General features: G+C 65.6%; 10 protein-coding genes. 7 read left to right on the top strand and 3 right to left on the bottom strand.

The genetic code is table 11. The features are described from left to right. Positions 1–157 precede the first annotated feature (157 nt). The 7 genes from FHT26_RS03305 (at position 158) to FHT26_RS03275 (ending at position 11,825) form a co-directional block, all read left to right on the top strand. On the top strand, positions 158–937 hold the full coding sequence (locus FHT26_RS03305; RefSeq protein WP_168558764.1) for a hypothetical protein: 780 nt from the start codon (positions 158–160) through the stop codon (positions 935–937). Positions 938–1,146: 209 nt separating this feature from the next. Then, entirely contained in the window at positions 1,147–6,294 is a 5,148-nt protein-coding gene (locus tag FHT26_RS03300; RefSeq protein ID WP_168558763.1) for a putative Ig domain-containing protein, read from the top strand. A gap of 102 nt (positions 6,295–6,396) precedes the next feature. Further along, complete coding sequence (locus FHT26_RS03295) at positions 6,397–6,852, top strand: hypothetical protein (protein ID WP_168558762.1); 456 nt, start codon at positions 6,397–6,399, stop codon at positions 6,850–6,852. Then, entirely contained in the window at positions 6,849–7,421 is a 573-nt protein-coding gene (locus FHT26_RS03290) for an SCO family protein (RefSeq protein WP_168558761.1), read from the top strand. The genes FHT26_RS03295 and FHT26_RS03290 overlap by 4 nt, the downstream gene beginning before the upstream one ends. A 195-nt stretch (positions 7,422–7,616) precedes the next feature. Then, the gene (locus FHT26_RS03285; protein WP_282597136.1) at positions 7,617–8,864 is read left to right on the top strand and encodes an N-6 DNA methylase; all 1,248 of its coding nucleotides are present in this window, start codon (positions 7,617–7,619) and stop codon (positions 8,862–8,864) included. Then, positions 8,861–10,624: a zinc ribbon domain-containing protein gene (locus FHT26_RS03280; protein ID WP_168558759.1), complete on the top strand. Its 1,764-nt coding sequence runs from the start codon at positions 8,861–8,863 to the stop codon at positions 10,622–10,624. Before FHT26_RS03285 ends, FHT26_RS03280 begins: the two co-directional genes overlap by 4 nt. 16 nt (positions 10,625–10,640) lie before the next feature. Beyond that, complete coding sequence (locus FHT26_RS03275; protein ID WP_168558758.1) at positions 10,641–11,825, top strand: hypothetical protein; 1,185 nt, start codon at positions 10,641–10,643, stop codon at positions 11,823–11,825. Positions 11,826–11,931: 106 nt separating this feature from the next. Here FHT26_RS03275 and FHT26_RS03270 read toward each other — a convergent pair whose 3' ends face one another. The 3 genes from FHT26_RS03270 to FHT26_RS03260 are packed head-to-tail and all read right to left on the bottom strand — an operon-like array spanning position 11,932 to position 14,031. Continuing rightward, the gene (locus FHT26_RS03270) at positions 11,932–12,561 is read right to left on the bottom strand and encodes an ATP-binding cassette domain-containing protein (protein ID WP_168558757.1); all 630 of its coding nucleotides are present in this window, start codon (positions 12,559–12,561) and stop codon (positions 11,932–11,934) included. Between the two features lie 4 nt (positions 12,562–12,565). After that, positions 12,566–13,291, bottom strand: coding sequence for an ABC transporter ATP-binding protein (locus tag FHT26_RS03265; protein ID WP_168558756.1), 726 nt, complete (start codon positions 13,289–13,291; stop codon positions 12,566–12,568). Then, positions 13,288–14,031: an ATP-binding cassette domain-containing protein gene (locus FHT26_RS03260; protein ID WP_168558755.1), complete on the bottom strand. Its 744-nt coding sequence runs from the start codon at positions 14,029–14,031 to the stop codon at positions 13,288–13,290. The genes FHT26_RS03265 and FHT26_RS03260 overlap by 4 nt, the downstream gene beginning before the upstream one ends. Position 14,032: the final 1 nt, after the last annotated feature.

The raw sequence follows: 14,032 nt of genomic DNA, 5'->3' as shown, positions 1-14,032 counted from the left end.
CCCGCTCGGCCAATACCTCCCTCCGGCCGAGTTGTCCGGCCCTCTCCTCCCTCCGGCCGGACCTTCGGGCCCGCTGTCGCAGTTCTCCAGTTCCTGCCGGCGGGCCCATTCTTTTTGGCGTGCCTTTTTTGGGCATGCCCCCCCGACGGTCCCCCCGATGTTCCTGCTGAAGCTGGCGCTTGTCTGCGCGGTCGTGCTCGCGGCCAGCGTCGCCGCGAAGCGCTTCGGCCATGGCGTCGCGGGCACCTTGTCGGGCCTGCCGATGATTGCGGGGCCGATCATGGGCTTCGTGCTGCCGCAGGCGCCGCTGTCGCAGGCGCACGCGATCGCGGTCGCGACGATCGTCGCCTACCCGGCGATGGTGTCGCACATGGTGGCGTTCGCGCATGCGGTGCGGCGCTGGCCGTGGTGGGTGGCGCTGTTGGCGGCGAATGCGGTGTTCCTCGCGGTCGGCAGCCTGCTGGCGTGGGTCGCGTTGCCGCTGCCGGCGGCCTGCGTGCTCGCGGCGTTGGCGCCATGGGCCGGGCTGCGGTCGATGCCGGCGCACCGGCGCGAGCGCACGGTGCTGCGCATCCCGCCGATCGAGCTGGTGCTGCGCGTGGCCGCCGCCGCGGCGCTGGCGGCCGCAATCATGGGCGGCGCGTCGGTGTTCCCGGCGGCGGTCAGCGGGCTGCTGCTCGCGCTGCCGATCACCGGCAACGTGCTGCCGTGCTTCACGCGCGCGCGGCATGGCGCCGACGCGACCATCGAACTGCTGGCCGGCTTCCTGCGTGGCATGGTCGGCTTCGGTGCGTTCTTCATGGTGCTCGCGTTGGCGCTGCCTACGCTCGGGGCGGGGCTGTCCTATGCGACGGCCTGGGGGGTGGTGCTGGTCGTTGCGTGGGTGCTGCAACGGCATCGCGGCACGTTGACGGTGCCGCCGGTCGCGCCCGATTGACGGTTGATTCCCGGATGCCAATCCGCGACGCTCGTTACACCGCGTCGGGCCGACCCGCGTTGACACCGCCTCGCTCGCGCTGTAAAAAGAGCATGTGTTCTACACTAAGTAAAAATAGAACATACGTTCAACAGAGCGTTCGAGCAGAGTTCAAACACAAGGTGCAGCGCGAGCCCTGAAGCCACCGCATGTGCCGGCAGGAGACAAGCATGACCCGTTCATTCCGAGCCGGGGCGCCGCGGTGCGCCTCGCTGATTGGTGCGCTGCTGCTGGCAGCGTGCGGTGGCGGCGGCAGCGACCCCGCGCCGACTCCCCCTTCGGCCGAGGCGGGCGCGCCGCCCACCGAGCGCGCGGCCGCGGTGGCCGCGCCGGGGGCCGGCCAGTGGACACCGTTGATCCCGCTGTCGATGGTGACGCCGTCGGCCGCGCTGCTGCCGAACGGCAAGGTGATGCTGTGGGCCTCGTCCGACCGCTTCACCGACGGTGCGCCCAGCGGCCAGACCTGGACCACGCTGTTCGACCCGGCCACGCAGACCGCCGGCGAGACGCTGGTGACGCAGACCGGCCACGACATGTTCTGCACCGGCACCACCAACCTGCCGGACGGCCGCATCCTCGTCAACGGCGGCAAGGACAGCGGCAAGACCACGATCTACGACCCGGTGGCCAATGCCTGGAGCACCGCCGCGACGATGCAGATCCCGCGCGGCTACAACGCCAACACGATCCTCGCCGACGGTTCGGTCTTCACGCTCGGCGGCTCGTGGAGCGGCGGGCGCGGCAACAAGCACGGCGAGCGCTGGACCGCCGCCGGCGGCTGGGCGAGGCTCACCGGCGTGCCGGTCGATGCGGCGCTCGGCAACGACCCCGACTTCGCGTTCCGCGCCGACAACCACATGTGGCTGTTCCCGGCCCCGAACGGCAAGGTGCTGCACGCCGGCCCGGCCGCCAACATGAACTGGATCGACCCGCAGGCGAACGGCGGCACCGGCAGCATCGCGCCGGCCGGCACGCGCGGCGACGATGCGTACAGCCAGAGCGGCAACGCGGTGATGTACGACATCGGAAAGATCCTGAAGGTCGGCGGCGCGCCGGCCTATGAAGGGCAGAACGCCAACAACCGCGCCTACGTGATCGACGTGAACGCCGGCGTCTCGGTGCGCAAGGTCGCGCCGATGGCGTATTCGCGCATCTTCAGCAACGGCGTCGTGCTGCCGAACGGGCAGGTGCTGGTCGTCGGCGGCCACAGCTTCGGCCACCCATGGTCCGACGACAACTCGGCGCTGGTGCCCGAGCTGTGGGACCCGGCCACCGAGACCTTCGTGCCGCTGCCGCCGATCGGCGTGCCGCGCAACTACCACAGCATCGCGCTGCTGCTGCCCGACGCCCGCGTGCTGACGGCCGGCAGCGGCCTGTGCGGCAGCTGTTCGACCAACCATGCGAACGCGCAGATCCTGACGCCGCACTACCTGCTGAACGACGATGGCACGCTCGCGACGCGGCCGGCGATCAGCACCGCGCCGGCCACCGCGACGCAGGGGACCAACATCGCGGTGACGACGAACGCCGCAGTCGCGCAGTTCTCGCTGGTGCGCGTGGGCTCGACCACGCACACCGTCAACAACGACCAGCGCCGCATCCCGCTGCAGTTCACCACCACCGGCACCAATGCCTACTCGCTGGCGCTGCCGTCGAACCCCGGCGTGCTGCTGCCCGGCTACTACATGCTGTTCGCGATGAACGCGGCCGGCACGCCGTCGGTGGCCAAGATGGTTCGCGTCAGCGGCGACGCCGCGCCGAAGCTGGTCAATCCCGGCACGCAGAGCAGCATCAGCGGCAACGCGGTGAGCCTGGCGCTGGCCGCCACCACGCCGACCGGCACGCTGACCTGGTCGGCCACCGGGCTGCCGCCGGGCCTGTCGCTGAACACGACCACCGGTGCGATCACCGGCACGCCGACCACGGTCGGCCAGTACGTCGTCACGGTCAGCGCGCGCAACGACGTGGCCGCCAGCAGCACGATGCTGGCGTGGAACGTCACGCCGGTGCTCGGCGCGACGGTGCAGTACGTGATGCTGGAAGCGGTGTCGGAGCAGGGCGGCAACGCCTGGACCTCGATGGCCGAGTTCAACCTGCTGGACCGCGCGGGTGCGGTGATCCCGCGCACCGGCTGGGCGGTGCAGGTCGACAGCCAGGAAGCGGCAAGCGGGCAGAACTCCGGCGCCGCCGCGATCGACGGCGATGCCGCGACCTTCTGGCACACCAAGTACACCGGCGGCAATGCGCCGCTGCCGCACCGCTTCATCGTCAACCTCGGCACCGCGCGCGGCATCGGCGGCTTCAAGTACCTGCCGCGGCCGGCCGCCACCGGGCTGAACGGCACCATCGCCGCGTACAACTTCTACATCGGCAACGACGGCGTCAACTGGTCGCTGCTGAAGAGCGGCAACTTCAACGATTTCCCCGACCGCAGTTCGGAGAAGACGGTGACGGTCGACCGCGCACCGGCCATCGCGCCGATCGCCAACCGCAACAACCTGGTCGGCCAGGCGGTGTCGTTCGGCGTCAGTGCCGGCGACCCGGACGGCGATGCGCTCGCGTACTCGGCCACCGGACTGCCGAGCGGCTTGTCGATCAACGCGACCAGCGGGCTGATCAGCGGCACGGTGACCACGGTCGGCAACTTCGCGGTGACGATCGGAGTCAACGACGGCCACGGCGGCACCGCGAGTGCGGCCTTCGGCTGGAACGTCAGCGCGGCGGCCTTCGTGATCGACCCGGTCGCGGCGGCGCCGGTCGCGTCGGGCGGCAGCGTCACCTTCAATGTCGCGTCGAACGGCGGCACCGGCACCCGCTACCGCTGGACCTTCGGCGACGGCACGGCGCAGACGGCGTATTCCACCGCGACGTCGATCGCCCACACCTATGCGGCGCCGGGCCTCTACAACGTGACGGTCGAGGCGATCGATGCGAACAACGTCGTGACCTCGCGCACCTTCAAGCAGGCGGTCTACGCGACGGCGACCGCGGCCCGCCCGACCGCGTCGTCGGCGATCGCGCTGGAGCCGGCCACGACGCCGCGCGTCTGGCTGGTCAACCAGGACAACGACAGCGTCAGCGTCTTCAACGGCAGCACGCAAGCGCGGGTGGCCGAGATCGCGGTCGGCGCGCGGCCGCGCAGCGTGGCACGCGCCCCGGACGGCCGGATGTGGGTCGTCAACAAGGGCGACGCGACGATCACCATCGTCAACGCCGGCACGCTGGCGGCCGCGCAGACGGTGGCCTTGCCGCGCGCGTCGCAGCCGTTCGGGCTGGCCTTCGCGCCCGATGGCAGCGCGGCCTACGTCGCGCTCGAAGGCACCGGCCAGCTGCTGAAGCTGAACGCGTCGACCGGCGCGACGCTCGGCAGCGTGGCGGTCGGTGCCAACCCGCGCCACGTGTCGGTGACGGCGGCGAGCGACCGCGTGCTGGTGTCGCGCTTCATCTCGCCGGCGCTGCCGGGCGAGGGCACGGCCAGCGTGCAGACCGCGGTGGGCGGCGTCAAGAAGGGCGGCGAGGTGGTCGTCGTGACCGCGGCGATGGCGGTGGAGCGCACCGTCGTGCTGCAGCACAGCGACAAGCCCGACAGCCTGCTGCAGGGCCGCGGCATCCCGAACTACCTGGCGCCGGCGGTGATCTCGCCGGACGGCCAGAGCGCCTGGGTGCCGGCCAAGCAGGACAACCTGCTGCGCGGCACGCTGCGCGACGGCAACAACCTCGACTTCCAGAACACCGTGCGGGCGATCAGTTCGCGCATCGACCTGGCCGGCTGGGCCGAGGACTACCCGGCACGCATCGACCACGACAACTCCGGTGTCGGCAGCGGCGCGGCGTTCCACCCGACCGGCGCCTACCTGTTCGTCGCGCTCGAGACCAGCCGCGAGGTGGCGGTGGTCGACCCGGTCGGCAAGGCCGAGATCTACCGCTTCCCGGTCGGCCGCGCGCCGCAGGCGGTGGCGGTGTCGGCCGACGGGCTGAAGCTGTACGTCAACAACTTCATGGACCGCACGCTGGGGGTGTACGACCTGGCGCGGCTGGTCAACTTCGGCGAGCTGAACCTGCCGCTGCTGGCGAACGCCGGCGCGGTCGGCACCGAGAAGCTCGCGGCCAACGTGCTGGCCGGCAAGAAGCTGTTCTACGACGCGGCCGACACCCGGCTGGCACGCGATGCCTACATGAGCTGCGCGTCGTGCCACAACGACGGCGGGCAGGACGGCCGCACCTGGGACTTCACCGGCCTCGGCGAAGGCCTGCGCAACACCATCCCGCTGCGCGGGCGCGCCGGGGCGCACGGCAACCAGCACTGGACCGGCAACTTCGACGAGATCCAGGACTTCGAAGGCCAGATCCGCAACTTCGCGCTCGGCACCGGGCTGATGAGCGATGCGCAGTTCAACACCGGCACGCGCTCGCAGCCGCTGGGCGACCGCAAGGCCGGCGTCAGCACCGACCTGGATGCGCTGGCGGCGTACGTGGCGTCGTTGAAGACGAGCGATGCGAGCCCATACCGCAACACGAACGGCACGCTGACGGCCGATGCCGTGGCCGGGCAGGCGCTGTTCCGCGGCGCCGGCGGCTGCCTGGCCTGCCACGGCGGGGTCGACGTGACCGACAGCGCCGGTGGCGTGCTGCGCAATGTCGGCACGATCAAGGCGTCGTCGGGCAAGCGGCTCGGGCAGACGCTGACCGGGCTGGACACGCCGACGCTGAAGGGCGTGTGGGCGAGCGGGCCGTACCTGCACGACGGCTCGGCCGCGACATTGCTGGACGTGCTGACCACCGCCAACGCGGCCAACCAGCACGGCGCGGCCGGCAGCCTGACGGCGGCGCAGCGCACGCAGCTGGTGGCCTACCTGCAGCAGATCGACGACAGCAACGATGCGATCAGCGCGGCGACGATCGGGGGCTTGTCGGTGCTGGACACCGCGAATGCGGCGGACTGGTCGGTGCAGGCCAACCTGCAGTCGGGCGGGCTGCAGTTCGGCGACCGCACCTTCACGATCACCGGGTTGCCGGCGCCGTTGTCGGGTTCCCCCTGGTTGCGCACCGCGAACGATTCGAAGACCTTCACCGGCAACCCGACGGCGAGCTTCACGCTGAACCAGCCGGCGGACGTGTACCTGACGGTCGACGACCGCTTCGCCGGCGCGTTCGCGTGGATGGCGGGGTGGTCGAACACCGGGCTCAAGATGACGACCGACGAGGCAGGCACCGCGCGCAGCTTCACGGTGTGGACGAAGAGCTTCCCGGCCGGCACGGTGAGCCTGGGGCCGGTGGCTTCTGGAGGGAACAGCATGTACAGCGTGGTGGTGCGGTAGGGCATGGTTCCGTTCGGGCTGAGCCGATCTCCGTTCGGGCTGAGCTCGTCGAAGCCGGGTGGCCTGCGAGCAACCCTTCGACAGGCTCAGGGCGAACGGGTGTTGCCGTTCGGACTGAGCTTGTCGAAGGCCTGGTGGCTCGGCAGCGTTCTGGCCATGTGCGGTGGGGTCGCGCTGGCCGATCCCGGCCTGGCCGTCGGCCGCCAGCTGTACCGCGGCGAGCTGGCGCTGCCCGGCACGATCAGCGGCCACGCCCAGCCATTGCCGCCGATGGCCACGCGCTGCACCAACTGCCATTCGCGCGACAGCGCGGCCCAGGCCGCATCGGGCGCCGCCTCGTTCGCGCCGCTGCTGACGCGCGAGCGCCTGCTGGGTCCGATCGCGCGGCGCGGCGGGCCGCCGTCGCGCTACGACGAGGCGTCGTTCTGCCGCCTGCTGCGCAGCGGCATCGACCCGGCCATCATGCTGATCCCGCGGCAGATGCCGCGCTATGCGATCGACGACGCGCAGTGCAAGGCCTTGTGGACGTACCTGATCGACGCAGGAGAAACGCGATGACGACGCGGCGTGAATGGCTGGTGGGTGCCGCTGCGTGCGGGCTGTTGATTCACCAGGCGCGGGCCCACGGCGCCTTCGGCCCGGTGCAGCCGGCGTTGCCTGCGCCCGCGCTGTCGCTGCAGGACATGGCCGGCAAGTCGGTGCCGTTGCCCGCACTGCTGGCGGGCCAGGTCACCGCGGTGCAGCTGATGTTCACCGGCTGCAGCGCGACCTGCCCGATCCAGGGCGCGGTGTTCGCCGACGCGCAGGCCCGCCTCGCGAAGGAGAACGCCGGTCTGCGGCTGCTGTCGCTGTCGATCGACCCGCTGGGTGACGACCTGCCGGCGATGCGGGCGTGGCTCGCGAAGTTCGGCGCGCAGTCCGCGCGCTGGGCGGCTGCGCTGCCGAAGCTGAAGGATGTCGATCCGCTGCTCGATTTCCTGCGCGGCCGTGCGCCGGGCACCGACCGGCACACCGCGCAGGCCTTCGTGTTCGACCGGCAGGCGCGGCTGGTCTATCGCACCGAGGACATGCCGCAGCCCGAGGAGTTGGTGAAGCTGATGCAGAGGGTGGCTGCTAGTCGCGTCTGAGGATGGGGCGTCTCCGTCGTGCCATCGCATTTCTAGCGCGTAGATTGTTCTTCGCTGGAAGGGGGAACTTCGTGGAGAATCTCGCACTGGCACCCCGGCAACGGCGCCTCCTTCCGACCGAGACCGAAGCGCGATGGTAGTGCTGAGCCGGAGCTTCGTACTGCAAGCGGATGGAGGCAAGACAGATCATCTTGAATGCGCACATACGAGCACGCTAGAACAACGGACCACTTGGGTCGCTACTACACAGACGCGACTGTGAGTCGCTTGCTCGTAGCGAGTCTTCCCGCAAGGACGCCCAGTAGTTTGCTTGATCTCGGTGCGGGCGAAGGCGCCCTTGCGCTTGAGGCCTCATCAAGATGGAAATGTCTGGATCTTGTGACCGTTGATGTCGATCACCACGCGTCCAGGGTTTTAGCGCAGCAACTTCAGCGGCGTGGCTTTGCGGGTCGGCATCGACACGTGCAGCAGGACGCACTGGAAGTTGACTTGTGTCGTCGCTTGTCTCAAGAGATGAAGTGGCGTCCTTCCGCGGCGGTCTGCAACCCACCGTTTCTCGTTCCCGCATGGCGCAAAGGTTATTGCAGCATCGTTGAAGATGCCGGCTTCAGTGGTGCGCTGCCGGCCATAACCTCTACGGATGCCGCCACCTTGTTCCTTGCGCAGAATCTGCGACTGATGGAGATGGGCGGCACCGTAGCCATCATCGTTCCAGACTCCCTGGTGTCCGCTTCCAAGTACCAGCGGTTCCGGGAGACTTTGCTGGCCAAGTACGACCTTCAGCAGGCGATTCGGCTTCCTCGGGGTGCCTTCGCTGGAACCGATGCGCTCGCTCATGTCTTTGTGGTTGCGAAGCGCAAACCTGCGAACGATCTAGTGCGCCTTTCTGTTCTTCCCGCGCTGGGAGCGAAGGTCAAAAGTATTTATGTTGATCGCGATCGCGCCGCAAAGCGTCTGGACTACTTCTTTCACGCCTCTCAGCAACAGCAGCAGCATCCGCCAAGCCTTGCTCTTGCCGACATTGTGGTGGATCTCCGGCGCGGTAGCTTTAACAGCGCAGAGGTACGTGCCAGCCCGGCCTTTGTTCTGCACACGACAGACATTCATCAAGCGATGCGGGGTACTTGGTTCGATTTCACGGGGGGAGACGAGACGTATCGTGACGAGCGCTTTAAGAGTGCGGTCATAGCCGAAGCGGGCGATATTTTGCTATCTCGCGTCGGCAGAAACGCCGCTGACAAGGTTATCGGTGTTTTGGCCGGCAGCATTGCGATAAGTGATTGCCTCTATAGACTACGAGTAGGCCCAGATCATCGCGTGAGCGTCCTCAGAAGTTTGACGTCTGCAGCGGGTGAATCGTGGCTCAAGGCGCATGCATATGGTGTTGCGGCAAGACAGATCAGCAAGGCTGATCTGTTGATGCTTCCTGTGGAGCCTCTATGACAACAGACGGACAACAAGATAGCGCACCGGTTTCGGCTGAAGAGCAAGCCGAGATAATGCAGTTGTACGAGGAGCGAGCGGATCATTTGGAGCTCCAGGTCTTTAAGCACAACACTGTGCTTGCCGCGGGGTCCGAGGAGTGGGTGCAAGCATTGACTGGTACAGGCGCAAAATTGCTTGTCGGTCCGCGAGGCTGCGGCAAGACTCATTTAATGCGCTTTGCATTTTCCGAATGCATCGAGAATGAAAATCATCCATTCGCGATATATGTCAATCTCAACCGGTACTACCGACTTGAGCCGTTGCTCCGTCGTCGGCCCGACGCTATTGCAATGTTCTATACCTGGGTTGTGGCCAATGTGCTTGTAGGGCTAGCCGATGCTCTAAAAGAGTTCGCTTCAGTTGCTCAGCGCGATCTGGATATTGAAGCGCTTCTCGAATTTGATCCTCTGGAAGCTCGTGATTTGATTGGAGCGCTGGAGCAGAGCCGATCTCTCGATCATGAACAGGATGTTCTCGCTGCAAAGTTCACAATTGATCGAACGAAGAATCTGATCTTCCGCGCTACTGAGGCACTTGGCCGAAGACGAGCAGTTCTCTTTCTCGACGACGCAGCTCTGACGCTGGCTCCCGAGTACTTGACACATTTTTTCGATATCTACCGCGCCTTGAAGGCGGCGCGCATTGCGCCGAAGGCGTCGGTCTATCCAGGAACTACCGAGTACGGAGCTAGCTTTCATGTCGCGCATGAGGCCGATCGGGTGTTCGTTTGGAAGTCGGTGACAGACGGAAACTATCAGCCATTTATGCAGGATATCGCTGCGAAGCGGTTTCCTGATGCCGCTCAGGTTCCTGAGGACGTTCGTGCGCTCCTGGCATATGCGGCGTTTGGCGTGCCAAGATCGTTCATGGCGCTCGTTCGGAGCTTTAATAAGGGCAGGCAGGCTTCTCCCTCGGCCACACCACAGAGCCTTTTCAATACAGTCATCGAGGACTTCTGTGGCGAAAAGATGAAGGAGTACAGGAGCCTGAAAGCCAAGACACCGCAGCTGGCAACAATACTCGAGGCCGGTGCGACCTGTTTCACGCACGTTGTCGCGAGTGTGGCGGAGGCAAGCCAAAACTTGGCTGATGAGGGAACGAGGCAGATCTTCATTGGAATTACATCCGATGGCATTGGCAACACCTACGTGGAGCGAATGCTTTTGTTGCTGCAAGAAGTTGGCATGATCTATCGCTATTCCACTGTCTCTCATGGCGACAGGGATTACGTACGATTCGTTCCTCATCTTGCGGCGCTAATTGACCGCAGAGCCTTCTCGCGCCGTGGGGCGTTCTCACCCAGGCTTGCGGTTGAGATCCTGCAGCGTCCTGACGAGAAGCACCCGGTTCGACGCTCCATTTCTACCCTACTGGACAGTGCGTTGTTGCAAGGCCTTGGACTGGACCTTCCCAATTGCGTCAACTGTGGAACTCGACGCGTGGAGGGGGCGAAGTACTGCTTCTATTGCGGAGCGAAGCTTACCGAGGAGTCAACATATGATCGCCTCCTGCAGACGAGGCTTTCCGACGTGCCGGGGCTAACCTCCTACCAGAAGAAAAAGCTCGCCGAGTCGCCTGACGTGCCCAAGACCGTAGGGGAGTTTTTGGCGCTTCAAGACCGAGGAACTCCGTTGCGGACAATTCGTTTCATTGGAAGCAAGCGCGCCAAGACTGTTATCGACACAGTGGAAGCCTTCCTCGACGAGTTTCTTTCTTGATAAAAGGTAGGCTTCGATGTCGGCGTCAATTCTTGAGACAATCACGCCCTCCGCTGCACACTCAACGGCAAGGCTCGATACCGCGAGTTGGTTTGACGCGACTTTTCAGGCCAGCGAACAGTCTCCAATTGATGAGTTCTTGGAGAACCTTTACGGCATCAACAAGCTCTATCTCCAAGCCAATGGTCGAGGAGAGTACGCTCCAATGCTTGGTTCGTTGGTCTACCTCGGCATGGTTTCGGCCGTCGAGGGCTACTTTCGCTCGCTGCTGCGAAGGCTGGTGCTGATCGACGAGTTGTGTCAGAGCAGAGCGGAGCAGCGCACAGTTAGCTACGGTGCTGCAGTTCACCACACGCGAGAACTGCTTCCTGAGGCACTGTTCGAAGGGATTTCGCTTGCGTCAAAGCGAGGTGTCGCGATAGAGCTAAAGACATTATGTGGAGTCACGCAGATGACGAAGGACGGCGACGTTCCGCATCATCTCGATCTGTTGTTTAGGAATTTTGAGTCAATATGCCAAGTCCGGCACTGCGGCATTCATCGGTTTGGAAAGCTCGGTAGTCAGCAAGCGCTCCGTCTTGGGATTGACGCGCATCGAGATGTGATGGAGAAGCCTCTCAAATTGAGTGTGCCGCAATTGGAGGACATTGCCGAGGCTCTGGAGGCATTGGTTCGGGGAGTCAACTCGTATTGCTTTCTTGACATCATTAAGCGGACGCATTTGGATGGGCCGGCCGGAAAACCAGATGATCCATCCTACTCTTGGAGTTGGCAGCGAGATCTTGCGTCAGATCGAATAGTGTTTTCACGGTACTACGATCTATTTGCGTCGATTAAGAAGCCGAACCAGTCACCTTCATTGGAAGATGTCTACGCTGAATTCTTGACGTTCATTGCGGAACAGGACGCCAAGGCGGCAGCGAAGGGTAGGTCGAAATCAGCTTCGAACTCCGGGGCGCAAGGTGGTGCGGCGACATCGCGGTTGTTCCATTCCGCGCCCTCCCATGTTTCTGGCGTCGTAGCAACCTCATCGACCTCGATGAAGGTATCCAATCCAACGACAACGACAACGACAACGACAACGACAGCGTCGCCTAGCGCTCGCCAAGTTGCGGCACAGCACGCGAGTCCTGCGCCGGCAAAAGCCATGGGGTCACTCGCTCGTATTTGGACAAGTTTCCTTGCTTGGCTGAAGAATTAAGTGCTGTGCTAAGTCAGGCGTGGGTAGTCGACGAAGTAACTTCGTGACGTCAGCATCTCGACAGATGGGCTCGGCGACCCAATGAGGTTTCTTGAAGACAAGGAGCCTAAGGCGCCAGCTTCCCGAGATACCCCCGCACGCTCGCATGCGTGCACAGCTCCCCCATCGTCGCCGCATGCATCAGCCGGCTCACGCGGCTCTCGTCCTTGTGCACGAAGATGTAGCGCTCGCAGATGTCGGCCAGGATCTCCATGTGCACCGGCTCGTTCGGGTGCAGGCACAGGAACACCAGCTTGCCCTGGCTGCGCAGCTTGCGGAAGAACGCCAGCATGAAGCCGATGTAGCCGTCCTGCGTGTTGAACTGCGGCTCGTCGAACAGGTGCACCACCGCGCGCTCCGCGCCGGCATGCGCCAGCATGAAGTTCGGCCGGTCGCGCTTGAACGAGCGCACCTGGTACGACTGGTGGTAGTGCAGCGCCAGCCGGTCGCGCTCGCGGTAACGCACCTGGTGGATGTCCTGCCCGGCCACCATCACCCGCCCGCCGCTCGGCGCGTTGCCGCCGGTGATCAGCTCGAACATCGTCGTCTTGCCGGCGCCGTTGGCGCCCATCACGCCGATGATGCCGGGGCCGTCGACCTGGAAGTCGGCCTCCAGCGAGAACGTCGTCTGCCGGTTCGGCCAGCCGCGCCGGTACTGCTTGCGCAGGCCGTCGACATGAAGAATCGGTGCAGCCATCTCGTCAGACTCCCAGCAGTTTGCGTTGCAGAGCAGCGTCGCCGCGCAGCGCCGCGGCGCTGCCCTCGTGCACGATGCGGCCCTGGTGCATCACGTACGCGCGGTCGGACACCGCCAGCGCACTCTCGACGTTCTGCTCCACCAGCAGCACCGCCACCCCCTCGCGCTTCAGCCGCGTGACGGTCGCCATCACGTCCTGCACCACCTTCGGCGCGAGACCCTGGCTCGGCTCGTCGAACAGCACCAGCCCCGGCGACCCGATCAGCGCGCGCGAGATCGCCACCATCTGCATCTCGCCGCCCGACAGGTTCTCGCACTCGCGGCCCATCAGGTACTCCATCGCCGAGAAGATCTCGAAGCATTCCTTCTCGTTCCACGCCCGGAAGCGCGTCTTCTTGCGCGCGATCGCCAGGTTGCGCGCCACCGTCAGCGTCGGGAAGATGCGCCGGTCGTCCGGCACCCAGCCGATGCCCATGCCGGCGATGCGGTGCGTCGGCAGCTGCGTGATGTCGACCCCGTCGAAGCGCACGCTGCCGCGCTTGGGCGGCGTGAGCCCGAGGATCGAGCGCAGCGTCGTCGTCTTGCCGGCGCCGTTCGGCCCGAGCAGCGACACCACCTCGCCCGGCGCGATGGACAGCGACACGCCGAACAGCGCCTGCGTCTCGGCGTAGAAGGTCTCGATGCCGTGGATCTCCAAAATGGCGGGCTGCGGCTTCAACACGGCGCTCATGACAAGGTCCCCAGGTTCGAGCGTTGCACCCACGGGTTGTCGCGCAGCTGCGCCGGCGTGCCTTCGGCGATCACCTGGCCCCAGTGGATCACGTTGATCTTGTCGGCCAGGCCGAACAGGAAGCGCATGTCGTGCTCGATGATCACGATCGTCAGCTCGCGCTTCAACTGCGCGATCAGTTCGGCCACGCGGGCCGTGCCCTCGGCGCCCAGGCCGGCGGTCGGCTCGTCGAGGAACAGCAGCCGCGGGTCGGTCGCGAGCGCGACGCCGATCTCCAGCGCGCGCCGCTCGCCGTACGACAGCGCACCGGCCATCGCCCCCGCCTTGGCCGCGAGCCCGACCCGGTCGAGCACCGCCATCGCCAGCTCGCGCCCGCGGCTGAAGCGGCCGAGGTCGCGCCACATCGACATTCCCTGCTCGCGCACCGCCGGCAGCGCGATCAGCACGTTGTCGAGCGTGGTCTCGTCGTCGAACAGGTTCATGATCTGGAACGACCGCGACAGCCCGCGCCGCGCGATCTGCCGCGGCGACAGGCCGGTGATGTCCTCGCCGGCGAAGCGCACGCTGCCGCGGTCGGGCGTGTAGCGGCCGGTCAGCACGTTGAAGCAGGTCGTCTTGCCGGCACCGTTGGGACCCATGATCCCGGTAAGCTGCTTCTCCTCGAACGACAGCGTGATGCTTTCCAGCACCACCTGGTCGCCGAAGCGCTTGTGCAGTTGATGGGCTTCGAACAGGGCCACG

The sequence above is a fragment of the Rhizobacter sp. SG703 genome (assembly GCF_012275445.1).
Taxonomy (GTDB): domain Bacteria; phylum Pseudomonadota; class Gammaproteobacteria; order Burkholderiales; family Burkholderiaceae_C; genus Rhizobacter.
Note: the sequence above shows the minus strand (reverse complement) of the source record. Positions and strands in the feature narration are given on the sequence as shown.

Bases quoted from the DNA above. Each gene is read 5' to 3' on its own strand.
- FHT26_RS03305 (WP_168558764.1), top strand. From the start codon at position 158: ATGTTCCTGCTGAAGCTGGCGCTTGTCTGCGCGGTCGTGCTCGCGGCC.
- FHT26_RS03300 (WP_168558763.1), top strand. From the start codon at position 1,147: ATGACCCGTTCATTCCGAGCCGGGGCGCCGCGGTGCGCCTCGCTGATT.
- FHT26_RS03290 (WP_168558761.1), top strand. From the start codon at position 6,849: ATGACGACGCGGCGTGAATGGCTGGTGGGTGCCGCTGCGTGCGGGCTG.
- FHT26_RS03285 (WP_282597136.1), top strand. From the start codon at position 7,617: ATGCGCACATACGAGCACGCTAGAACAACGGACCACTTGGGTCGCTAC.
- FHT26_RS03280 (WP_168558759.1), top strand. From the start codon at position 8,861: ATGACAACAGACGGACAACAAGATAGCGCACCGGTTTCGGCTGAAGAG.
- FHT26_RS03275 (WP_168558758.1), top strand. From the start codon at position 10,641: ATGTCGGCGTCAATTCTTGAGACAATCACGCCCTCCGCTGCACACTCA.
- FHT26_RS03270 (WP_168558757.1), bottom strand. From the start codon at position 12,561: ATGGCTGCACCGATTCTTCATGTCGACGGCCTGCGCAAGCAGTACCGG.
- FHT26_RS03265 (WP_168558756.1), bottom strand. From the start codon at position 13,291: ATGAGCGCCGTGTTGAAGCCGCAGCCCGCCATTTTGGAGATCCACGGC.